This window comes from Streptomyces sp. NPDC001373 (assembly GCF_042895815.1).
Taxonomy (GTDB): Bacteria; Actinomycetota; Actinomycetes; order Streptomycetales; family Streptomycetaceae; genus Streptomyces.
Genome location: NZ_JBIAWQ010000006.1, coordinates 231,198 through 250,841 on the forward strand (window position 1 = coordinate 231,198; position 19,644 = coordinate 250,841).

Here is a 19,644-nt window from a genome sequence, read left to right on the forward strand (position 1 = left end):
TCGCCTACCGGATGCTGCCCGACCCGGACATCCCGCTGCCGAGAACAGCACCACCCGACCTGGCTGTCCGGCAGCGTCGCCCTGTCCATGGCCACCTGGGAGGCCCTCGCCACCCAACTGCCCGAACTCCTCCCGCACGCCGCGGAAATCACCGACTACCTCATCCGCTGCTTCGGCAGGGAGAACCGGCCCCCGCCCCGGCCCTCCACCACCCCGGAGGGCCGGGCCACCGGTCCGCGCGGCCACTGACTGGGCACGGATAGCCTGCGCGGATGGAACGGATGCAACGCGCTGCCGGCGCGGTCGTGGGCTCAGCGGTGGGCGACGCCCTGGGTGCCCCCTTCGAGTTCGGTCCTCAGGGCGCGTTCTCCGCGCGGTTTCCCGCACCCGGTGCCGGTGGCGAGATGTGCGGAGGCGGTGGCTGGGACCCCGGCGAGGCCACCGACGACACGCAGATGGCCGTCCTGGTCGCGGAGTCCCTGGTGCAGCAGGGCGCACTGGATCTGCCGGACGTCTTCGCCCGCTTCCAGCGGTGGGCGGCATCAGAACCCAAGGACATCGGCCTGCAGACCGAGGACGTCCTGACCAACGGCATGCCCTGGGACAGCGCCGCCGCGATCCATTTCCAGGTCAACCAGCGGGCAGCGGGAAACGGTTCCCTGATGCGGGCATCGACCGCCGCGGTCCACTTCGCACCCGCCGGCCCGGAAGCCACCATGGAAGCGGCCCGCCGCATCGCCGCTCTCACCCACGGCGACCGTGCGGCCTGGGAAGGGACCGCGATCTTCCACGAACTCGTCCGCGTCGCCCTCGAGGACACCGACCCCCTCACGACCCTCCGGGACATCCTGGATCTTGTCCATCCGGACCACCGCGACCGCTACGCCACAGTCCTCTCGCCCAACTGGCACCCCGATCAGGCAACCGAGTTCAACGGCGCCGTCTGGCCCTGCCTGGGCTCCGCCGTCTGGGCCCTGCGCACCACGGACGGCTTCGAAGACGCCCTCCGCGCGGCGATCGACCTCGGCGGCGACACGGACACCGTAGCCGCGGTGACCGGAGGCCTCGCGGGGGCGTACTACGGACTCGACGCGATCCCCGCCCGCTGGACCCAGCCCCTCCACGTCCCCCTCCCGGGATTCGGGGGAAGGGTCCTGCGCCTGCCAGATCTGCTCGATCTCACACACCGCCTCGGAGGCTGAACGGGATTCCGGCTCATCCGTCCGCCGAGTTCCGTCACGGCCTGGCATACCGCCACTGCCTGGAACTGGACTTCGGCGATCCGGTGTTCGTCAGCCGCCGGTCCGTGTTTCCCCTTCCGGTCTGCCGCGCCCCATCGCCCCACGAGCTCCTGAAAATCACCCGCCGGCTTGGCCGAAGTCCGCCAGCTGCGCCTGCGCTGCCTTGTGGCCAGTTCCTCGTCGTACCAGGCCACCATCTTCCCGGGCTCGAACTCCGCCGCCACCGCGCGCCAGGCGACGGTGTCGAGACCGCCGGGGAGGTCGTACTCGTCGTGTCGGTCGACCGCGGGTCGCGTCAGCAGGAGCAGCGCCGTGGGGCGCGCCGGCTGCGGCCCGCCCACGGCGATGCGTGCGAGGAAGGGCACGGCGTAGGGGGAAGCGCTGTAGCGGGTGCCCTGAGGGAAGACTTCAGGCCGGCCCAGTCGATGTCATCCAGCCCGGCCAGAAGCTCTTCGTCGGTCCTTGACCACGCGCGGGGCCTCCCGCACCCCGCTGACACGGCGGGCGGGGCCTGAACGACATCGGGAGGGCGGTCGCGCCGGCCGGTGGATCCGGTGGCGTGCGGTGGGTTCGACCGACGTCGATCGTCAGCCGGGGAAAGAGAAGTAGAGCGCGTCGGCGTAGAAGGAGGCGAAGTGCGTCTGCCAGTCGGCCCGGACCGCAGCCAGCCAGTCGTCGTTGTCACCGGCGATCGCCGCCTCGGCCTGGGCTACGGCGTCGGGGATGTCGTCGGACGCCAGGTGCCTTACGCTCGCCGCCGGATCGTCGGTCGACATCGAGACGATCCCCCCGGTCTCGAGGACGAAGTACCTCGCCTGCTGCTTCTCCAGGTGGGCCGTGGTCCTGGCCACGCATGCGGCGAACTCCGCATCGTCCTGCAGGCCCTTGCCGACCGCGCTCAGGAGGTCGCGGAGCAGGGCCGCTCCGCCGGCGTAGTCTGCGGCGATGCCGATCGGAGGGTTCCAGATCATGGACGGGACGACCGTCGTCCCGCGCCCGGCCATGAGCTTGCGCGCGAGCGGGATGTCCCAGTTGTGCTCGGATATGCACCGGATCCGCTGGGGGATCTCCGCCTCGTTCGGCATCGAGTCGGCGGAGTAGAGGTAGGAACGTTTTGCCAGGGGGCTTCTGGACCAAGCTCCTATCAGGTCATGTTCCGCCCGGCCGGAGCCGTGAGAACAGGTTCCGGCAGCCGGACAGAACAGCGGGAAGACAGCCCAGCAGGGTGTCAGTCAGTGGCTGGGCCACGACCACCGGAACCTGAGTATCAGCATCAATGTCAGTGGCAGGAGCCATGAGAAGGGCCCTTGCCCGGACCTACGAGGCGGAAGGTCCGGGCGAGGGCTGTCCTGTGGGCTCAGGGGGTGATCAGTGCACCGTGGGCGGTGGCGGACTGGACGGTGGGGCTTCCGGGGTAGGTGGCGGTGTAGCCGCCGTTGAGGATGATCAGCGGCAGTGCGATGAGGGCGCTGCACGTCGCCACGCCGCTTGCGTCGGTGGTGGAGGTGCACAGCAGCGTGCTGCCGGTGGTGAAGGTGATGGGCTGACCGGGGATGGGCTGGCCGGTGTCGAGGTCGGTCAGCGTCGCGGTCAGGATCCCCGCGTAGGGGTGGGGCGGGAAGAGCTGGGCGAGCGCGGGGCTTGCGGTCAGCTGGGCGCGGTCACGGGTGTAGATGAACGGGATGCTGGCGCTGCCGCCGGGGGTGGTGACGGTGACCGTGACGGTTCCGGCCGCGTGCGGCGGCAGGGTTGCGATGATCTCGTTGTCGGAGACCACCGTGAACGGCACGGGGTTGCCGTTGACGGTGACGCTGGTCGCTCCGGTCAGGGCGGTGCCGCTGATGGCGACCTGCGTGCTCTTTCCGGACGGGCCGCTGGTAGGGAAGATGCCGGTGACGGTCGGGGCCGGGGTGACGTAGGTGTAGTTGCCGGCGCTGGTGGCGGTGCCGCCCGGCGTGGTGACCGAGACCGGGCCGCTGGACGGGGCGCTTGGGGCGGTGGTGGCCACGATCGTGGTGTCGTTGAGCACCTGGAAGGTCGTGGCGGGGACTCCGGCGATGCTGACCGCGATGGCGCCGGTGAAGCCGGTGCCGGTGATAGTGACCTGGGTGCCGCCCACCGTGCTGCCGGAGGTCGGGGTGAAGTTGGTGATGGTCGGGACCGGGGTGAGGTAGGTGTAGGTCGCAGGCCCTGTGGCGGTGCCGCCGGAGGTGGTGACGGAGACCGGGCCGGTGCCGGGCCCCCGCGGTGCGGTGATGGCCGAGATGTGGCTGTCGTCGACGACCTGGAAGCTGGTCACCGGGGTTCCCGCGATGCTGACCGCGGTGGCGCCCGTGAAGTTGGTGCCGGTGATGGTGACCAGGGTGCCGCCGGAGGTGGTACCCGAGACCGGGACGATGCTGCTGATCGTCGGCGGGGGGACGACGTAGGTGAAGCTGCCGCCGGTCCCGCTGCCCAGCGGGGTGGTCACGGTCGCCGCCACGGTTCCTGCGGCGTGCGGGGGCGTGACGCCGGTGATGTGGTTGTCGTCCACGACCGTGAACCCGACCACCGGGGTGGAGTTCAAGGTCACCGCGGTGGCGCTGGTGAAGCCACTGCCGATGATGGTGATCGAATCGCCGCCGAGGGTGGAACCGGACGACGGGCTGATCGAGGTGACGATCGGGCGGATCTGAAGGACGCTGACGGTACCGGGAGGGTTGCCGTCGTTGTTGTTGGTGACGTAGGCGAAGTTGCCGTCGGGGGTGAGCGCGACCCGCGAGGGGTGGTGCCCGACCGCCAGGGAGGTGATGGGTGTGTTGCTGCCGGTGTCGATCACGCTGAGGGAGTCGGCACCGAAGTTGACCACGTAGGCGCGGGTGCCGTCCGGGCTGACCGCCACGCCGGCAGGCAGGGACAGTACTCCGATGGTGGTTGGGGCTCTGCGTGTCCGGCGGACGGCAGGCTCGTAGGAGCGGATGAGACGTTCTGCGAAACGCTCCTCGAAGTCGGCCGCTCGTTCCGTCGACGGGCGCATGAGGCTGCCCAGACATGCCCGGACCACTGCGGCTTCGCCCCGAGGAACCTCGGCGCAGCATTTCGGGGTCGACCTCGCCTGTCGGAGAACCGACCTGACACGGCACAACCTCGAAGACCGTCGTGAGCCCCACGGTGCCGATGGCCGCTGTGTGACGGGTGCCGAGTCGGCGGGCCGGGGGGCCGAGGACCCGCCGGGCGCGATCGGCCTACGATTACGGATTGTGATCACGCTTTGCTGCCTGCCGGGTCGTCGGTAGCTCCTGCTGAGGTCGAACGATCCCTAACAAAGCAGGTTTGTTCGGTATCGGACGGTGTTCAGTCTGGGCGGCCGGTCGCCCTGTTGTCATGCCGGGCAGTGCAGATGAGTGACGCACGGTTACCTGGTCACGCGTCGGCGTGACCCCGTGCCGTAGTGCTCTGGTTGGTTTCGGCTTCGGTGCGCGGTCCGGGCATTCTGGCCCAAGTGAGGTGGAGGCGAGCGGGCCATGCCGCCCGCGCGCCGATCCGGTGCACCGTGGAGATCAGCAGTTCCACCAACGTGTCGGTGATCTCCCGCTCCCGCTCCCGCTCGTGCAGCAGCGCGGCCAGCAGCGTCATCCGCAGCGGGTGCGTGCGCAGATGGGAGGGGGATTCCACCGCGGCCCGTGCCCGCCAGCCGGCCACCACCTTCGGCGCGACGTCGGCGAATAGATCAGCGGGCAGGCCGATCGCGCGGACCGCGAGGAGCTTGTCGATCTCGGTGAGCATCGTCTCCAAACTCACATGCCCGGAGCCTCTTGATCTTTCCCAGGACCGGCGGGCCGCCCTCGCCCTCACCGACGGTCTCGTCACCGGCTACGGCGTCGTCCTCCTGGTCGGCGCCAGCGACCAGGGCGACGAGCCGCTTCGTGCTCTCCACCGTGAGCCGTGCCGAGATCCTCGCCGTCAGCATCTCCGCTGCGGCCCGCAGCGCCGCCGCCACGATCCGGTCGCACCGCCCGAGAGTGGGCGGCTCGATGCTGTCCGTACGGCAGCGGGCCAGCAGCTCCACACGCACTTGCTCCGGCCGGCGCTCCTTGCACGCGACGTGCTCGGCGAGCCAGGCCATCGGCTTGTCCGCGTCCGCGACGCTGCACTCGCGGAAGCCTAGGTGACTGCGGATCTGCGCGCGGTGGTACTCGACCGTCCGGCCGGTCCACTCGTACGTCTCCAGCTCAGAGGCGGGTACCTGTACTTGCCGGGCGACGAACTCCACCGCCTCGCCCGGCCACTCGAACCGACCCCGGGGAAACCGGCCGTGCTGCGTATAGAACTTCAGCAACACGGCGAAGCCCAGTCGCGTCGCACCGCGCTTGCCAGACACGAGCCCCTGCTCGTCCCTCAGCAGCGTCCAGTGCGCGACCAGTTCATCCAGGTCCAACGAGGTACGGGCCACGATCGTCGATCGTCCTCGCGGGGCTTCACTCACCGCAGCCGTACGGCCCAGGACTCACCCACGCGGGTGACGTCCTCGCAAGATCACCGCCGTTTGCGGCTGGTGACACGGTTCTTACGGGCACCCCGACACCTCGACGGCCCGCACGACGGACACGGCAGCCGTGGCCGTGGCCGTGGGCGAGGGCCCGACGGGCAGGGCGGCGGCAGGGGAATGCAGGGCCTGACCCGAGGTCCGCGCCCGTCGGGCCGGGCCGCCCGGAGGATCGGCCGCCACCTGCGGAGCGCCGCGGCGGATCCGCCGGACGTTCACTCACCTGAGCCGAGGTCGTGCGTGTCGCCCGACCGGACACCGCGCGGGGGCCCAGGATCTGACCATGGGCATCGCTCCTGAGGGACGGAACGAGTTCAGCGGGCCGGCGGCAGATGGTGACAGCGACCGGCTCAAGCGGTTCGACGCGCGGATGCGGCTGCCGATGGTCGCGTCGGCGGTCCTGCCGCTCATCGTCGTCCCCGAGCCCGGCGAGTGGCTCAGTGCCACCGTCAACGTCGCGGCCTGGCTGGTCTTCCTGGCGGACTACGTGGTGCGGGTACGCCACCTGGAGAAGTACGCGAGCTCGGCACTCGGCCGCTTCGACCTGTTCGTCGTGATCGCCACGGCCCCGTGGTTCCTGCTGCCCGCCGCCGAGGCGGGACGGTTCGTCATCGTCCTGCGCCTGGCGAGGCTGGCACGCCTGCTGCTGGCGGCCAGAGGGGCGCGGCGGCTCTTGGCACGCCTGGAACGCCTGGCCGTGGTCGCCACCTGCGTGGTGCTCGTCGCGGTCATGGTCGCCTACCGCGCCGAGCGGCCCGTCAATCCGGAGTTCGCCTCGTTCGGTGACGCTCTGTGGTGGGGCGTGGTGACACTCACCACGGTCGGCTACGGCGACATCGCCCCGCAGACGCCTGCCGGACGCTGGGCGGGCTTCACCATCATGATCACCGGGCTCGCCGTTCTGGGCCTCCTGGCCGGTTCTCTGGCCAGCTTCTTCGGCGGCGAGGGCGGTGAGGGCGGTGAGGAACCGCTCACGGACCCCGGCGGGCCGGCGCAGGAGACCGGCGCGCAGCCCGCCCCGGCGGCCCACGAGCCCCTGGAGGCCTTGGAGCCCCTGGAGGCCCTGCGCGCCGAGATCGCCGCCCTCCGCGGGCAGGTGGAGGTCCTCACCCGGGCGGTCGCCGGGACCGGTCCGGATCCGCCGCGCCCGGGGCGCGGCGGCGTCGATCCACCGCACTGACAGAAAGCCCTGGTCAGGGCACCCGCCGAACCAGGCCGGGTCCTTCGATGACAGCGTCACCCCACACGGCTCGGAGGCCCAAAACGGCACCTGTCAACCGCGAGACCGTTCTGAGGGCCGTGACCTTCTGGCTCCGCCCCGCGTTTGCGCTGCGCGTGGCCGGCAGGTTCCAGCGGCTCGTCGGCTTCGACCGGTCGATGGCCCTGGCGTCCGCCGCTCTGACGGCCCTGGTACCCCTGGCCATCCTCTGCGGCCTCCTCACGACGCGCGTGGTCGGCAAGGACATCGCCGAAGGCGTCATCAACCGCTACGGGCTGACGGGGGACGGCGCCGAAGCCGTACGCCACGTCCTGTCCGTGTCCGGCGACTCGACCTCGCTGGGAGTCTTCGGAGCCGTCTTCCTCCTGATCTCCGTGCTGAGTTTCGCGCGAGCGGCCCAACGGCTCTTCGAGCAGGGCTGGGAGCTGCGGCCACTGAGTGTTCGCAACACGGTCAACGACGTGAAGTGGATCATGCTGCTGGCCGTGTACGCCGCACTGGGCTGCTGGATCCACGCAGCGCTCGGCCGCAGACCCCTGGCCGTGGGAGCGTCCGCCGTCATGGCACCGCTGACGGCGGCCTTCCTCATCTGGGGCGGACGGATCCTGTCCGCCGGCCGGATCACCAAGCGCGGCCTCACGCCCTTCGGCTGCATCGGAGCGGTCCTCCTCACCGGCTACTCGATGGCCATGACCGCCTATCTCCCCCGCCTGTTCAACTCCTACACGAACCGTTACGGCGCCGTCGGCGCGGTCTTCGCCATGCTCTCCGGCCTCTTCGGAGCCATGCTGGCAACCGTCTGCTCGGCAGCGCTCGGGCGCGAGGTGCAGGACGAACTCGTCAGGATCGGCCGCGGCGAACGGCCGCCCGACCACGAGGTCCGCCTCCAATGGGACACCCTCCTGCGCCAGACACGGTCACGCTGGCAGACCGCCCGCGGCCAGGCCTTCCTGGCCCGCCTGACCAGAAAACGCTGAGGAAGCCGACTCAACTCGCCCGCGTGCGCAAGGGCGGCTTACGTCAGCTTCCGTCAGGTGCTCGGCCACCGGCCAGGCCCTGCTGCCCGTCGCCGTCGGCCGCGACGTCGCCGCAACGGTCCGTCCCAGCGCTGCCCCGGCGCCGTGCCCGCCGGCGGCCGCGGGTGCCGAGGCGCCACCCTCCCCCGCGTGCGGCCGCCCGGCGGCCGGAGTTCCCTACGCCTCTACGCCTCGTAGGAGTACAACGTCCGACGAAGCTGTATCAGGTGGGAGAGGTCCGCCACGTACTTGAGCCGGCCCAGCAGGAGACCGATGCGGCGGTCGTCTCCCTCGCGCACGGCGACGGCGATGGCCTCGACAAGTTGAACAGGATCCTCGTGCATGGGAACATCCTGGACCGCTGCACCGCGGTCTATTCCCGCCGACGGTACTTCACTCGTGCGCACACGGGACGCGGGGCCGCCGACCGTCACCCGGTTCCGCCCGCCCCCCGCCGGGCAGCGACTCGGCGCCACGACGTTCCTCGCCCTCCGTCGCGGCACCCTCCCGCGATCGGCCACGGGTCTTAGGGTGATCGCATGGACATGCGGACGAGCATCGAGGGCCTGGCCGAGGAAGCCGAGCAGCAGGTCCGCGACCACACCTGGGAGCCGGCCCCCACCGACCGCACCGTCGCCGCGAAGGCCGCCGCCGACCTCCATGCCGCCATCGGCTCCCCGCACACCCAGGAAGCCCTCTCCGCGATCGACCGCCTGGAATGCCTGCGGGAAGCGCTCGCCGTCCTGGCCACCGCCGTCGCCAGCGTCCACGGACGCCTCGCCTGGTTCCTCGGCGCGGCCTCCACCGTCCTGACGCCCGTCCTGCACTGGCGCGCCCTGCCCGCCGAGGACGGCTTCACCTTCGGCGCCCTCCGGCCCACCCCCGAGCAGTACACCGAGGCCGAGGACGCCATCCGCCGACTCCACACCGCCCTGGCCCACATCACCGCCCCCTGACAGCCGCCCGGCCCGCGAGCGCCTCTGCGAGCATCGCGGGAGTGGTGACCGGCTGACCGGGCAGGCGGTCGGCATCGACCAGTGCCAGGACCTGCCGGACGTCGGCGGAGGTGTAGGGGCGCAGCACGACGCCGCTGGTGGAGGCCACGGTGAAGACCATGGCGACTCGTCGCGCTCTTGTCCAGCGTGTGGGGACGGGTCGCCCCTCCCCCAGGCAGAACGGTCCGGATCAGCGGACGGGCCGGGACCGCCTCGGCCGGCCCCGACGGCACTGCCTTCGAACGGGCTGACGGCAGCGGCCGGAGAAACGGATTTGACGGGCCGTGTAGAAAGGGATCTCGAACGACCGGCGACAACCGCCTGGTCGGAGTCACTTTTCCCTGGGGGGAACCCATCATGCGCACCCATGCGCTCCGAAGAACCTTCGTGTCCCTGCTCATCGTGTCCGCGTCGGCGACGCTGGTCCCCGCCGCGGCCGCCCCGGCCGCGGCCGCCCCGGCGCAGTGCCGCGGACCGCAGAGCGGCGTCCTCGCGACGCTCTACCCCGGCCAGCGCCTGGAGGCGGGGGCCCGCCTCGTGGACAGGGTGAGCACCACCGAACTGGTCATGCAGCCCGACGGCAACCTGGTGCTGTACGCACTCGGCACCCCGGGCGGCTACAAGCTCCCCCTGTGGGCCAGTGGCACGCACGGCAACCCCGGCGCCTACGCCACCATGCAGGCCGACGGTAACTTCGTCGTCTACAAGAAGGGCGGCGGCAACGGCCTGGGCGGCGCCCTCTGGCACACCGGGACGTACGGCAACGGCGGCACGGGGAGCGTCAAGGCGTCCCTGCTCGGCGGCGAGTTCCTCGTCGAGGGCCGCAGCGCCACCCGGTGGTCCACCCGTAGCTCGGAGCGGCAGGCCTGGTTGTGCTCGGACGCCGCGACGGCCGCCGAAGGCTGGTGGACGGGCAACTGGGCCCAGTCCGCGACCGTGTGGCTGGTCCTCCAGCAGGACAACAACCTCGTCATGTACCGCAAGCGGGACGGCAAGGCCATCTGGAGCAGCGGCACGTACGGGGGCAGCCGCCGGGTGACGCTGCAGATGGCGCCCAAGGACCGCGGGGACCTGACCCTCGTCGAGGAAGGCCGCACCACGGTCCGCTGGCGGGCGGGCACGGCGAACAACACCGGCGCCTACGCCCTGCTCCAGGACGACGGCAACTTCGTCGTCTACAAGAAGGACGGCGGCCCGGGCAAGGGCGGCGCCCTCTGGCACACCGGGACCTACAACAAGGTCTGACCGGTCCCTGCGGCTCAGGTGTGTCGTGCCGGGACGTCGGTGGCACGCCTGCCGGGTCCCTGAACGGGTGAGGGCCGCCCGGCTCGGTGTCGTCCCTGCCGCTGCGACGTGAGCTCCGGACAGGTCCGCTGCGGCATCGCCGCAGCGGACCGCCCACCGCATCCTCCGGCGACACACCTGCCACCCTTCGCAGCCCTGAACCTGTGCAACGGGCTCGGTTCGGTGGCTTTCACCGGCAAAGGGCTCGGCCAGGCGGGCAGGTTGCGGGTGGCGCTCGGGCTGACAAACCTGCTCGGCGGTCACTTCCTGGTGACCTGGCAGATCCACTCGGCCCAGCTCGGGCCCGAGGGGCCGCTGCCGGCGGAGCTGCTCCGGGGCGGCTACCGCCGCAGGCCCGTAGCCGTCCGGGGGTACCCGGCTGTCACCGGGTCGCCCTGGTCCGACTGAACCGTACGGAGCGAGAACAGCCGCCCGGAGCCCCACCGCGGAGTTCCGGCTCAGCTGCGACGCGGCCTGTCCGCATCGAGGGCCCGGCGGAGTGCGTCCAACGGGTCGGGTCGTCGTGCGGATTCTCGCGCCGTGCCCGCGGCCTCGGCCGCCGTCCAGGCCCGCCGAGCCCCACGCGTGGGAGAAGCCCCACCTCCGTGCCCGACGGCCCGGCGAGCCTCCTGGTCCGGCACCGGATCGGCCCCGCTCCCTTCCCACGGGGGAGGCGGGGGCTCAGCCGTCGGTGGGCGGCGCGTCGAGGTAGGGGTTGCGCGGTGGGGCGACGGGCTTCAGGACCTCGACGTCCATGGTCGGGACGGGGTTCTCGGCAGTGACGTCGCCGGGTTGCAGGACGCCTGTGACCTCGACCCAGGTGTCGTTGCCGGGTGCCTTCCCGCCGTGCATCTCCACGTGCAGGGTCCGTGCGTCGGCCGCGCAGCAACTGAGCTTCAGCCGGTTGAGGTACCAGGCGTCCGGGCTCTTGCCGGCGGAGACGAACCCGAGGAGCCGGATCTGGCGGCCGCGCAGGGTCTTGGGCGCGTGAACGGAGCGTCCGATGAACTCCTCGAGGGCCAAGGGGGTGGTGGGCGCGTCCGCGAGTTCCTCGTAGGTGTTCTGCTCGGCGCCGGACGCCGCCCCGTCCCGCGAGGCCGTGTACGAGCCGAGCGCCGGCGGGGCGAGGAACATCAGGGTGAGGGCGGGCGCGGCGAGGAGCCAGGCGACGTGCCCGCCGGCGCCGTGCCCGTAAGCGTGGGCGTGATCGTGCCCGTGCCCGTGGCCGTGGCCGTGGCCGTGGTGGGGGCCGTGCCCGTGGTCGTGGTCGTCGTTCCCTGCCGTGGTGTCGTCGTTCCCTTCCGGGTCGCCGCCCGGCGGCTGCCGCAGGCGACGCACCAGTTCGACGCCGAGGCCCGCGAGGCCCAGGGCGACCAGCAGGAGGCCGGAGGCGACGAGGTACGGCCGCAGTCCCTCCCTCACGTACCGGAGGTACACGTCGCTGCGCACGGTGGTGTGAAGCAGGCCCGTGCCGGTCAGCACCAGCAGGAGCGGCCGGCCGAGTCCGCTCAGCAGGGGCGCGTCCGCCATGGAGGCGTGGGGTCGTCCGGTCACAGGAGCACGCTTCCGACGAGTACGGAGCACAGGACGGCCACGACGAACGTGCCGGCGCAGAACCGCACGGCGAACGCCCTCCCGAAGGCCCCCGACTGCAGGGCGATCAGCTTCATGTCGACCATGGGCCCCACCACCATGAAGGCGAGGCGGGCGGTGGGCGAGAAGCCGGTGAACGAGGACGCGACGAACGCGTCCGCCTCCGAGCAGACCGACAGGAGCACCGCGAGCGCCGCCGCCACGAGGACGCCCAGCCATGGAGAGCCGGAGAAGGCCTCCAGGACGGACGGCGATACGAGGACGTTGAAGGTGGCGGCGGCCATGGCGCCGACCACCAGGAAGCCGCCCGCCTGTAGGAAGTCGTGCTGAAGCCCGCGGCGGAAGGCCTCCGTCCGGCCCACGCCGAGTGCGTGCCGCACGTGCCCCGGCCCCGTCGGCAGCCGCAGCCATTCCTCGCGCCCCCACCTGATCCACAGCCAGCCCATGACGACCGAGGTGACGAGCGAGGCGCCGAACCGCGCGGCCACCATCTCCGGCTTGCCGGGGAACGCGATCGCGGTCGCGACGAGCACCACCGGGTTGACGGCGGGCGCGGCGAGCAGGAACGTCAGGGCCGCCGCGGGGGCCACGCCCCGGCGCATCAGGCTGCCGGCGACCGGCACCGAGGCGCACTCGCAGCCCGGCAGCACCACTCCGGCGGCACCGGCCACCGGAACGGCGAGGACGGGGTTGCGGGGCAGGATCCTGGAGAAGACCCGGTCGGGGACGAACGCGCCGATGGCCGCCGAGACGATCGTGCCGAGGACGAGGAACGGCACGCCCTGCATGACGATGGCCACCAGCAGCGTGCGCCAGGCCCCGAACGCCGGCAGGCCGAAGTGCCGCTCCAGCCACGGTCCGGCGAGCACCGCGACCACGGCGGCCCCGACCAGGGCCGATCCGGCCGTGCCGGCCCTCGACCGGTGCCGCCGCTCCGGGTCTGCCCCACCGCCACGCGGGCCGGCAGGACGGGGTGGCGGTGGTTCCGTCGCCGTGCTCGCCGAGCCCTCGACCACGCTGTACCCCTTGCTCTTCCTCCACCGCGGAGCGGCGGAACGTGCCCGGCCCGCCCGGGTGGCCCGGCGCGAGCGGGCACACACTAGCCGACGACAATCGTGTTCATCTATGGCCGGGTGGCCCGAGCAGCCGCCGCCCCGGCGGGAAGCGACGGCCAGTAGGTGTCCGCCGGCAGAGCAGGAGAGCCGGCAGGCGTGCCCGTGCGTCCGAAAACCTGCCACCGCCCGTGCGCGACGAGCGTGCACGGAGACCCGACCCGCCCGCGCCGGGGACCTCCTCACCGTCCACGCCCTCCTCGAACGCACCGGCCGGACCTCGATGACGGTGGCCGTACGCGTCACCGCCGAGCGCCGGAACGCCACCACCACCCCCGCCACCGACGTGGCCACGGCCCGCCTGACCTTCGTCGCCGTCGACGCGGAGGGCCGGCCGCGTCCCGTACCGGGCCTGCTGGAGGAGGAGCCGGAGGCATAGGCGGGGCCGGCGTCGGGCCCGGGGTCCGGGCGGCGGACCGGGCCCGAGAGGGCCGTTCGGCCCTGCGTTCGAAGCCCGGTCGGGACCATTCGTCCCTGTCGACGGCGAACACACCCGTCTGATCATGATCCGGCGGCAGTCGGCCTGCCGTCGCCCGGGACGGACTCCCGTGCGCAGCGGAGCGGATGCAGATGGGGAGGCCCTGTCCGGTGGACACGGTGAGTGGTGACGAGTTGGCGACCGCGGGGCGGCCCCCCGCAGCCGGCGGGGCGCCGGCGCGGGCGGATCGCCCGACGTGGGTGGAGTGGCTGACGACCACCGACCACAAGAAGATAGGCACGATGTACCTGGTCTCGGCCTTCTTCTTCTTCATCGTCGGCGGCGTCATGGCCCTGGCCATGCGCGCCGAACTGGCCCGGCCGGGCACGCAGATCATGTCGAACGAGCAGTTCAACCAGGCGTTCACGATGCACGGCTCGATCATGCTGCTGCTCTTCGCCATGCCGCTGTTCACCGGCTTCGCCAACTGGATCATGCCACTGCAGATCGGCGCGCCGGACGTGGCCTTCCCCCGGCTGAACATGCTGGCCTTCTGGCTCTTCCTGTTCGGCTCGCTGATCGCGGCGGGCAGCTTCCTCACCCCGCAGGGCGCCCCGGACTTCGGCTGGTTCCTCTACGTGCCGCTCTCGGACGCCACCCACTCCCCCGGTCTCGGCGCCGACATGTGGATCATGGGCGTGGCGCTCTCCGGCTTCGGCAGCATCGCCGGCGCGGTCAACTTCATCACCACGATCATCTGCATGCGCGCCCCCGGCATGACGATGTTCCGCATGCCGATCTTCACCTGGAACGTGCTGCTCACCGCGCTGCTGGTGCTGCTGGTCTTCCCGGTGCTCGCGGCGGCGCTCTTCGCCCTGGAAGCGGACCGCAAGTTCGGCTCACACGTCTACGACCCGGCCAACGGCGGCGCGCTGCTGTGGCAGCACCTGTTCTGGTTCTTCGGCCATCCCGAGGTGTACATCCTGGCGCTGCCGTTCTTCGGCATCGTCTCCGAGGTGATCCCGGTCTTCTCCCGCAAGCCGATGTTCGGCTACATCGGTCTGGTCGCCGCGACGATCGCGATCGCCGGCCTCTCGGTGACCGTGTGGGCGCACCACATGTACGTCACCGGCGGTGTGCTGCTGCCGTTCTTCTCCTTCATGACCTTCCTGATCGCGGTCCCGACCGGTGTGAAGTTCTTCAACTGGATCGGCACCATGTGGAAGGGCTCGCTGTCGTTCGAGACGCCGATGCTCTGGACCACCGGCTTCCTGGTGACGTTCGTCTTCGGTGGTCTGACCGGTGTCATCCTGGCCTCGCCGCCGATGGACTTCCACGTCTCCGACTCGTACTTCGTCGTCGCGCACTTCCACTACACGCTCTTCGGCACCGTGGTGTATGCGATGTTCGCCGGCTTCCACTTCTGGTGGCCGAAGTTCACGGGCAGAATGCTGGACGAGCGACTCGGCAGGATCACCTTCTGGACGCTCACCGTGGGCTTCCACCTGACCTTCCTGGTACAGCACTGGCTGGGCGCCGCGGGTATGCCCCGGCGGTACGCGGACTACCTGGCCGCCGACGGCTTCACCACGCTCAACACCCTTTCCAGTATCGGCTCGTTCCTGCTCGGCCTGTCCTTCCTGCCGTTCTTCTACAACGTCTGGAAGACCGCCAAGTGCGGGAAGAAGGTCGAGGTGGACGACCCCTGGGGGTACGGCCGCTCCCTCGAATGGGCGACCTCCTGCCCGCCTCCCCGCCACAACTTCCTGGTGCTGCCGCGCATTCGCTCGGAGTCGCCCGCCTTCGACCTGCACCACCCGCAGATCGCCGCCGCCGCTGCCGCCGCCGAAACGCCCGTCCCGGTGGCCGCCGCCGGTGCCGTCACGCGGGAGGGGGAATGACCGGCTCTGCGGTGGTGCCCGTGCTGGGTCTCGCCGCGGTGACGGCCGCGGGGTGCGTCTGGTACGTACCCTCGCTGGCGGATCTGCGGGCGGGCGCCGACCGGCCCGCCTCGCGCCGGGTCGCCGCCGCGGGCTGCCTCGTCGGCTGGTCCACGGTCGCCCTCCTGGTCCCGCTGCTGCCGGCGCCCGGGTGGGCGTTGCTCGGGGCGGCGGTGACGGGCGCGGCGGCCACCGTGGTGCTGCGGCTCCTCGCGGTGGCGCTGCGCCGCCGCGAGGAGCGAGAGGCGGCGGCCGACTGGGCGGCGCTGCGGCTGCCGGACCTGCTTCCCGGTGACGGCGGGGACCGGGCCGGTTCGCCGGGCCGGGTGGCGGCCGGGCTGGGCCTGGCGCTCGCCGCCGGGGTGGCGCTGCTGGTGGGGGCGGCCGCCCTGGGGGCCGGGCCGGGGGTGCTGGTGCTGGGACCTGCGGTGCCGGTGGTCGCCGTGGCGGCGGCGGTGGCGAGGGCGGTCCGCCGGCCGCGGGGGTTGCGCGGTCCGGGATGAAGCAGCCGGCGCGTAGGTCGCCGCCCCCCGAGTGGCTTCCGGCCTCCCGTGCAGGGCGTCGACGCTCGGAAACCGGCCTGCGGTGTCCGGGGCGCCGGTGGCAGAATGCCGCGATGGAGTCGATCTTGCGAGCCGCCGGTGAACTGCTGGATTCCGAGCTGTCCGGCCCGGTCGACCTGGGCGGCAGCTCGCGCAGCACCGTGTTGCGCTGTACGACGGCCGACGGCGGCAGTGTGATCGTCAAGGCGTTCGGCAACGAGCCGGAGTCCCTGCGCTGCTTCACGGCCGAGGCCGCCGGGCTGTCCCTCGGGATCGCCGGCCCCGAGGTCCTGGGTGTGGACCCCGAGGTTCCGCTGCTGGTGATGGCGGACCTCGGGAACGCGCCCACCCTGGCGGACGTTCTCCTCGGGGACGATCCGGCCGCCGCCGAGGACGGGTTGCTGGCCTGGGCCCGTGGGCTCGGGGCGCTGGCCGCCGCATCGGTGGGCCGGCGTGCCGATCTCGAACGGCTGTGGTCCCGGTACCACAAGGGCATGCCGTCCTGGGAGGAGGAGCCGTGGATCGCGCAGAACGCCGCCGCTCTGCCCGCGCTGCTCGACGGCGCCGGAATCCCGCCTCCTGCGGGCCTGGAGGAGGAGTTGGCCCGGATCGGCACGGCGTCCGGGGAGGAGTATCCGGCCTTCACCCCGGGAGACACCTGTCCTGACAACAACCTGCTCACACCGGACGGGCTGCGGCTGATCGACTTCGAGGCGGCCTGCTACCAGTCGGTGTTCCTGACGGCCGCGTACTGCCGGATGCCGTTCTCCAGCTGCTGGTGCGTCTTCACCCTGCCGGCCGGGCCGGCCGCGGAGATCGAGCGGGCGTTTCGCGCGGAGGTCGTCGGCGCGTACCCGGCGCTGGCCGAGGACGAGGTGTGGCAGGCCGGCATGCGGCAGGCCACAGCGGTCTGGACGGTGGACGCGACAGTGCGCCTGCTGCCTCGCATCGCGGAGGACGGTCCGCTCCACCGGACCCGGCGTCCGGCCCCGACGAGGCGCCAGGTGCTGAGGCACCGCTGGGAGGCCGCGAGCGGGCTGGAGGAGTTCCCGGCGCTGGCGGAGACGATGCGGTCGCTGTTGCGCGAGGTGGCCGGGGGCTGGGAGGTGCCTCCGCTGCCGGGATACCCGGCTTTCGCGGACCAGGCCGGCCTACCGGCGTGTCGCGTGCATCTCCTGGAACAGCTCGAACTCGCCGTCCGGGGTGGCGTCGAACCCCTGCCAGCGGAAGGAGGTCGGCGTGACGTCCGTGAAGGTCCACCGTGAGCGCCTGCCCTCGGCATCGGTTCCCTCCTGGATCATCCCGCCGGCGCCGTCGGGCCGGCCGACCTGGGCGAAGTAGGAGGGGAGCTTCGGCGAGATCCACGTGATCTGCCAGAGCCCGGTCGTGACGTCGTACATGCGGACGGTGGTGCCGGGGAAGCGGTCGTGGAAGTCCGGGCAGAAGAGCACGTCCTGCACCACCCGCCCGCCGAGGGCCCAGCCGAAGCGCCACTCACCCGCCGCGGTTCGCCACTGGCCCTCACCGAACCGGTACCGGTTGCTGATGTTCCACGTTCCGACCAGCCGGCCGTAGAGCATCAGCGCCTCCGCGTGGTCCGGATCCGGACCGTCCGCCGACAGCAGCTCCAGCATCGGGTCAGGGGACTTCGTCGTCATCGGGGCCTCACGCTTCTTCCTGGTCGTCGAGCGGGGTGCGGAGCGTGGCGACGGCGGTGCGGAGGAGGAAGGCCTCAGCCCGGTCCCAGCTCCAGCCGGTCTCCGCCACCAGTGTGCGCCAGCCGGCCGGACCGAACCAGGCCCACAGCAGGCCGCACGCCGTCACGTTGAACACGGCGGCGGGCCCTCACCGGCAGCAGCGGAACGCCCACCGGCAAGCGTCCGGTAGGTCCGAGGGCCCGTTCAGCCGGCGGACAGCACGCCCGCCAGTCGCCCCAGCGCCGCTTTGATCCGGTCCGGCGTCACTCCCTGCGCGCGCTGCTGGAGGAAGACCTCCGGTGCCAGCGGCGCGAGCAGGCCGTCGACCAGGGCCTCCGGGTCCGGTGCACCGGACTCGCGCAGCAGGACGAGGACGTGGACGCGCCAGAAGCCGTACGCCCCGACGGTGAAGCGCTTCTCGCCGGTCTCGGCACCGAGCACGAGGTGGCCGTGGGTGTCCAGCAGGTCGACCATGGCGGCGTAGAAGGCGGCGAGCCGCTCGGCCGGCGGCGCGCCGGGGCCCAGTGGAGGGGTCCCGCGCAACAGCTCTTCCTGCAGGCGGCGTTCGTGCTCGTCGAGGAGGGCCGCCGCGATGGACGTGACGTCCGGATAGCGGCGGTAGAGCGTGCCGCGGCCGATGCCGGCCGCCCGGGCGATGTCCTCCATCGTGACCGACCGGGGATCACCGGCGGCGAACAGCTCTGCGGCGGCGGAGAGCACCTTGGCCCGGTTGCGGGCGGCATCCGCGCGTTCCCTCGTCCCCATGACACCCCAGCCTACAGGAATAACCGGACGACCTGTCCGGTTGAGCCTCTCGTCCGGTATAACTGGACGCCGTGTCCGGTTACCGTCCCGCCCATACCAAGGGGTCTCCGTCATGACCACGCTGCTGCATCTCGACGCCAGTGCCCGCCGCCGGTCCTTCAGCCGGGAGGCCGGTGACGCCGTCGCCGCCGCCTGGCGCGCGTCCCACCCGGACGGCGTCCACATCCGCCGCGATCTGGCCAGGACTCCCGTCCCGCAGATCGGCGAGGCGTGGACCGAGCTGTGCGACCACGTCCTGGAGCACGGGATCACGGACCCCGCCCGCTACAGGGAAGCCGTGCGCACTCCCGCGCAGGAGGCGGCCTGGGCCGTCGTCGAGCCGCTGCTGTCCGAACTCGTCGCCGCCGACGTCGTGCTGATCGCCACGCCGATGTACAACTACTCGGTCCCGGCGTCCCTGAAGGCCTGGATCGACCAGGTCACCTTCCCGCGCATGTCCCTCGCCGGACGGCGGTTCGTCGTGGCGTACGCCCGCGGCGGGGCGTACGGCCCGGGCACCCCGCGCCACCCGTACGACCACCAGGAGCGCTACCTGCGCGACTTCTTCGCCGGGCACTTCGCCGTGCCGGAGGAGGACATGACCTTCCTCGGCACCGAACTGGTCAACTCCCTCACCGATCCGGCCCTCGCCGGCCGGCGCGGGGCGCACGACGCGTCCCGCGCGGCCGCGCTGGAGGCTGCCCGCACGACGGGAGGGGCCCTGTGAACTGGCTCCTTCTCGTCGCCGCCGGCCTGGTGGAGGTCGCCTGGTCGCAGAGCATCAGACCCACGGCCGGGTTCACCCGGCCGCTGCCCACGCTTCTCTGCTTCGCGCTCGCCGCGGTCGCCGTCTACCTGCTGTCCCTGGCGATGAAGGGCCTGCCGGTCGGCACGGCCTATGCCGTCTTCACCGGGATCGGCGCGGCCGGAGCCATCACTCTCGGCGTCGCGGTCCACAAGGAACCGGTGACCCTGGGCCGCTTCCTCGCCCTCGCCCTGATCATCGGCGGCGTGGCGCTGTCCCACGCGACCTCACCGGCCGAGTAGGCGGCGCCGGCGCCGTCCCGGACCGCCCTCCGGAAGCCGCCACGGCCTGCCGGTGCTTCGGACCCGGGTGTGGAGCACTGCATTCCGTGGCGGCACCGGGCCACCTTTCGTCCTGAATTTTCACTTTCGTGCCGATACGACCAGTGAAGTGGATCACTCTCTGCGCCGTCTTCCACATGCTTCCGGGAGGCGGGGGCACCCGGGCTTCCGG

The 19,644-nt window shown here is 71.8% G+C and carries 24 protein-coding genes; 13 read left to right on the forward strand and 11 right to left on the reverse strand.

Annotated features, from left to right (window positions below; genetic code table 11):
• The first annotated feature begins 87 nt into the window (after window positions 1–87).
• Window positions 88–249, forward strand: coding sequence for a hypothetical protein (locus ACFY15_RS16505; RefSeq protein ID WP_390689484.1), 162 nt, complete (start codon window positions 88–90; stop codon window positions 247–249).
• 23 nt (window positions 250–272) lie between these two features.
• Window positions 273–1,202, forward strand: a complete 930-nt coding sequence (locus tag ACFY15_RS16510) for an ADP-ribosylglycohydrolase family protein (RefSeq protein ID WP_390689485.1) — start codon at window positions 273–275, stop codon at window positions 1,200–1,202.
• 626 nt (window positions 1,203–1,828) lie between these two features.
• Here ACFY15_RS16510 and ACFY15_RS16515 read toward each other — a convergent pair.
• The 4 genes from ACFY15_RS16515 to ACFY15_RS16530 form a co-directional block, all read right to left on the reverse strand.
• Window positions 1,829–2,326 carry a hypothetical protein gene (locus tag ACFY15_RS16515; protein WP_390689486.1) on the reverse strand — a complete coding sequence of 166 codons (498 nt, stop codon included), beginning with the start codon at window positions 2,324–2,326 and terminating at the stop codon, window positions 1,829–1,831.
• Between the two features lie 272 nt (window positions 2,327–2,598).
• A complete protein-coding gene (locus ACFY15_RS16520) occupies window positions 2,599–4,122 on the reverse strand; it encodes an IPT/TIG domain-containing protein (protein WP_390825675.1) in 1,524 nt (507 codons plus the stop codon).
• A gap of 521 nt (window positions 4,123–4,643) precedes the next feature.
• Window positions 4,644–5,006, reverse strand: a complete 363-nt coding sequence (locus ACFY15_RS16525) for a hypothetical protein (protein ID WP_390825676.1) — start codon at window positions 5,004–5,006, stop codon at window positions 4,644–4,646.
• Window positions 4,951–5,673 (reverse strand): DUF4158 domain-containing protein, encoded by a 723-nt coding sequence (locus tag ACFY15_RS16530; RefSeq protein ID WP_390689489.1) that lies wholly within the window; start codon window positions 5,671–5,673, stop codon window positions 4,951–4,953. Before ACFY15_RS16530 ends, ACFY15_RS16525 begins: the two co-directional genes overlap by 56 nt.
• Before the next feature lie 376 nt (window positions 5,674–6,049).
• Between ACFY15_RS16530 and ACFY15_RS16535 the strand changes: the two genes are divergently transcribed.
• Window positions 6,050–6,946 carry a potassium channel family protein gene (locus ACFY15_RS16535; protein ID WP_390689490.1) on the forward strand — a complete coding sequence of 299 codons (897 nt, stop codon included), beginning with the start codon at window positions 6,050–6,052 and terminating at the stop codon, window positions 6,944–6,946.
• Between the two features lie 119 nt (window positions 6,947–7,065).
• Window positions 7,066–7,962: a hypothetical protein gene (locus ACFY15_RS16540; RefSeq protein WP_390689491.1), complete on the forward strand. Its 897-nt coding sequence runs from the start codon at window positions 7,066–7,068 to the stop codon at window positions 7,960–7,962.
• 224 nt (window positions 7,963–8,186) lie between these two features.
• On the opposite strand, the gene ACFY15_RS16545 is transcribed toward ACFY15_RS16540, so the two are convergent.
• The gene (locus ACFY15_RS16545; protein ID WP_390689492.1) at window positions 8,187–8,345 is read right to left on the reverse strand and encodes a hypothetical protein; all 159 of its coding nucleotides are present in this window, start codon (window positions 8,343–8,345) and stop codon (window positions 8,187–8,189) included.
• Between the two features lie 195 nt (window positions 8,346–8,540).
• Here ACFY15_RS16545 and ACFY15_RS16550 point away from each other — a divergent pair, with 195 nt between their 5' ends.
• On the forward strand, window positions 8,541–8,957 hold the full coding sequence (locus tag ACFY15_RS16550; RefSeq protein ID WP_390825677.1) for a hypothetical protein: 417 nt from the start codon (window positions 8,541–8,543) through the stop codon (window positions 8,955–8,957).
• On the opposite strand, the gene ACFY15_RS16555 is transcribed toward ACFY15_RS16550, so the two are convergent.
• Window positions 8,944–9,117, reverse strand: coding sequence for a hypothetical protein (locus tag ACFY15_RS16555; protein WP_390825678.1), 174 nt, complete (start codon window positions 9,115–9,117; stop codon window positions 8,944–8,946). The genes ACFY15_RS16550 and ACFY15_RS16555 overlap by 14 nt on opposite strands.
• A gap of 236 nt (window positions 9,118–9,353) precedes the next feature.
• Between ACFY15_RS16555 and ACFY15_RS16560 the strand changes: the two genes are divergently transcribed.
• Both ACFY15_RS16560 and ACFY15_RS16565 read left to right on the forward strand, forming a co-directional pair.
• Entirely contained in the window at window positions 9,354–10,241 is an 888-nt protein-coding gene (locus ACFY15_RS16560; RefSeq protein ID WP_390825679.1) for a hypothetical protein, read from the forward strand.
• A 222-nt stretch (window positions 10,242–10,463) separates the two neighbouring features.
• A complete protein-coding gene (locus ACFY15_RS16565; protein WP_390825680.1) occupies window positions 10,464–10,688 on the forward strand; it encodes a hypothetical protein in 225 nt (74 codons plus the stop codon).
• A gap of 273 nt (window positions 10,689–10,961) precedes the next feature.
• Here ACFY15_RS16565 and ACFY15_RS16570 read toward each other — a convergent pair whose 3' ends face one another.
• On the reverse strand, window positions 10,962–11,834 hold the full coding sequence (locus tag ACFY15_RS16570; RefSeq protein ID WP_390825681.1) for a TIGR03943 family putative permease subunit: 873 nt from the start codon (window positions 11,832–11,834) through the stop codon (window positions 10,962–10,964).
• Window positions 11,831–12,889, reverse strand: a complete 1,059-nt coding sequence (locus tag ACFY15_RS16575) for a permease (RefSeq protein ID WP_390825682.1) — start codon at window positions 12,887–12,889, stop codon at window positions 11,831–11,833. Before ACFY15_RS16575 ends, ACFY15_RS16570 begins: the two co-directional genes overlap by 4 nt.
• Window positions 12,890–12,998: 109 nt before the next feature.
• Between ACFY15_RS16575 and ACFY15_RS16580 the strand changes: the two genes are divergently transcribed.
• From ACFY15_RS16580 to ACFY15_RS16595, 4 genes are all read left to right on the forward strand, one after another.
• Complete coding sequence (locus tag ACFY15_RS16580; RefSeq protein WP_390825683.1) at window positions 12,999–13,364, forward strand: acyl-CoA thioesterase; 366 nt, start codon at window positions 12,999–13,001, stop codon at window positions 13,362–13,364.
• A gap of 185 nt (window positions 13,365–13,549) precedes the next feature.
• Window positions 13,550–15,304: a cytochrome c oxidase subunit I gene (gene ctaD / locus ACFY15_RS16585; RefSeq protein ID WP_390689509.1), complete on the forward strand. Its 1,755-nt coding sequence runs from the start codon at window positions 13,550–13,552 to the stop codon at window positions 15,302–15,304.
• Window positions 15,301–15,846 carry a hypothetical protein gene (locus ACFY15_RS16590; protein WP_390825684.1) on the forward strand — a complete coding sequence of 182 codons (546 nt, stop codon included), beginning with the start codon at window positions 15,301–15,303 and terminating at the stop codon, window positions 15,844–15,846. Before ctaD ends, ACFY15_RS16590 begins: the two co-directional genes overlap by 4 nt.
• A gap of 113 nt (window positions 15,847–15,959) precedes the next feature.
• A complete protein-coding gene (locus tag ACFY15_RS16595; RefSeq protein ID WP_390825685.1) occupies window positions 15,960–17,150 on the forward strand; it encodes a hypothetical protein in 1,191 nt (396 codons plus the stop codon).
• Here the strand turns inward: ACFY15_RS16595 and ACFY15_RS16600 are convergent.
• The 3 genes from ACFY15_RS16600 to ACFY15_RS16610 all read right to left on the reverse strand — a co-directional run bounded on the left by ACFY15_RS16600 (window position 17,037) and on the right by ACFY15_RS16610 (window position 18,347).
• Complete coding sequence (locus ACFY15_RS16600) at window positions 17,037–17,543, reverse strand: hypothetical protein (protein WP_390825686.1); 507 nt, start codon at window positions 17,541–17,543, stop codon at window positions 17,037–17,039. The genes ACFY15_RS16595 and ACFY15_RS16600 overlap by 114 nt on opposite strands.
• A gap of 7 nt (window positions 17,544–17,550) precedes the next feature.
• Window positions 17,551–17,718, reverse strand: coding sequence for a hypothetical protein (locus tag ACFY15_RS16605; protein WP_390689513.1), 168 nt, complete (start codon window positions 17,716–17,718; stop codon window positions 17,551–17,553).
• 68 nt (window positions 17,719–17,786) lie between these two features.
• Window positions 17,787–18,347 carry a TetR/AcrR family transcriptional regulator gene (locus tag ACFY15_RS16610; protein WP_390689514.1) on the reverse strand — a complete coding sequence of 187 codons (561 nt, stop codon included), beginning with the start codon at window positions 18,345–18,347 and terminating at the stop codon, window positions 17,787–17,789.
• A 112-nt stretch (window positions 18,348–18,459) separates the two neighbouring features.
• Between ACFY15_RS16610 and ACFY15_RS16615 the strand changes: the two genes are divergently transcribed.
• Window positions 18,460–19,113: an FMN-dependent NADH-azoreductase gene (locus ACFY15_RS16615; protein ID WP_390825688.1), complete on the forward strand. Its 654-nt coding sequence runs from the start codon at window positions 18,460–18,462 to the stop codon at window positions 19,111–19,113.
• Entirely contained in the window at window positions 19,110–19,433 is a 324-nt protein-coding gene (locus ACFY15_RS16620) for a DMT family transporter (protein WP_390689516.1), read from the forward strand. The genes ACFY15_RS16615 and ACFY15_RS16620 overlap by 4 nt, the downstream gene beginning before the upstream one ends.
• Window positions 19,434–19,644 lie beyond the last annotated feature (211 nt).

What these genes read in the sequence shown, in the direction of transcription:
- ACFY15_RS16505 (WP_390689484.1), top strand. Translation starts at nt 88, where the DNA reads ATGGCCACCTGGGAGGCCCTCGCCACCCAACTGCCCGAACTCCTCCCG.
- ACFY15_RS16510 (WP_390689485.1), top strand. Translation starts at nt 273, where the DNA reads ATGGAACGGATGCAACGCGCTGCCGGCGCGGTCGTGGGCTCAGCGGTG.
- ACFY15_RS16515 (WP_390689486.1), bottom strand. Translation starts at nt 2,326, where the DNA reads ATGCCGAACGAGGCGGAGATCCCCCAGCGGATCCGGTGCATATCCGAG.
- ACFY15_RS16525 (WP_390825676.1), bottom strand. Translation starts at nt 5,006, where the DNA reads ATGCTCACCGAGATCGACAAGCTCCTCGCGGTCCGCGCGATCGGCCTG.
- ACFY15_RS16535 (WP_390689490.1), top strand. Translation starts at nt 6,050, where the DNA reads ATGGGCATCGCTCCTGAGGGACGGAACGAGTTCAGCGGGCCGGCGGCA.
- ACFY15_RS16545 (WP_390689492.1), bottom strand. Translation starts at nt 8,345, where the DNA reads ATGCACGAGGATCCTGTTCAACTTGTCGAGGCCATCGCCGTCGCCGTG.
- ACFY15_RS16550 (WP_390825677.1), top strand. Translation starts at nt 8,541, where the DNA reads ATGGACATGCGGACGAGCATCGAGGGCCTGGCCGAGGAAGCCGAGCAG.
- ACFY15_RS16555 (WP_390825678.1), bottom strand. Translation starts at nt 9,117, where the DNA reads ATGGTCTTCACCGTGGCCTCCACCAGCGGCGTCGTGCTGCGCCCCTAC.
- ACFY15_RS16560 (WP_390825679.1), top strand. Translation starts at nt 9,354, where the DNA reads ATGCGCACCCATGCGCTCCGAAGAACCTTCGTGTCCCTGCTCATCGTG.
- ACFY15_RS16580 (WP_390825683.1), top strand. Translation starts at nt 12,999, where the DNA reads ATGGCCGGGTGGCCCGAGCAGCCGCCGCCCCGGCGGGAAGCGACGGCC.
- ctaD (WP_390689509.1), top strand. Translation starts at nt 13,550, where the DNA reads ATGCAGATGGGGAGGCCCTGTCCGGTGGACACGGTGAGTGGTGACGAG.
- ACFY15_RS16590 (WP_390825684.1), top strand. Translation starts at nt 15,301, where the DNA reads ATGACCGGCTCTGCGGTGGTGCCCGTGCTGGGTCTCGCCGCGGTGACG.
- ACFY15_RS16595 (WP_390825685.1), top strand. Translation starts at nt 15,960, where the DNA reads ATGGAGTCGATCTTGCGAGCCGCCGGTGAACTGCTGGATTCCGAGCTG.
- ACFY15_RS16600 (WP_390825686.1), bottom strand. Translation starts at nt 17,543, where the DNA reads ATGACGACGAAGTCCCCTGACCCGATGCTGGAGCTGCTGTCGGCGGAC.
- ACFY15_RS16610 (WP_390689514.1), bottom strand. Translation starts at nt 18,347, where the DNA reads ATGGGGACGAGGGAACGCGCGGATGCCGCCCGCAACCGGGCCAAGGTG.
- ACFY15_RS16615 (WP_390825688.1), top strand. Translation starts at nt 18,460, where the DNA reads ATGACCACGCTGCTGCATCTCGACGCCAGTGCCCGCCGCCGGTCCTTC.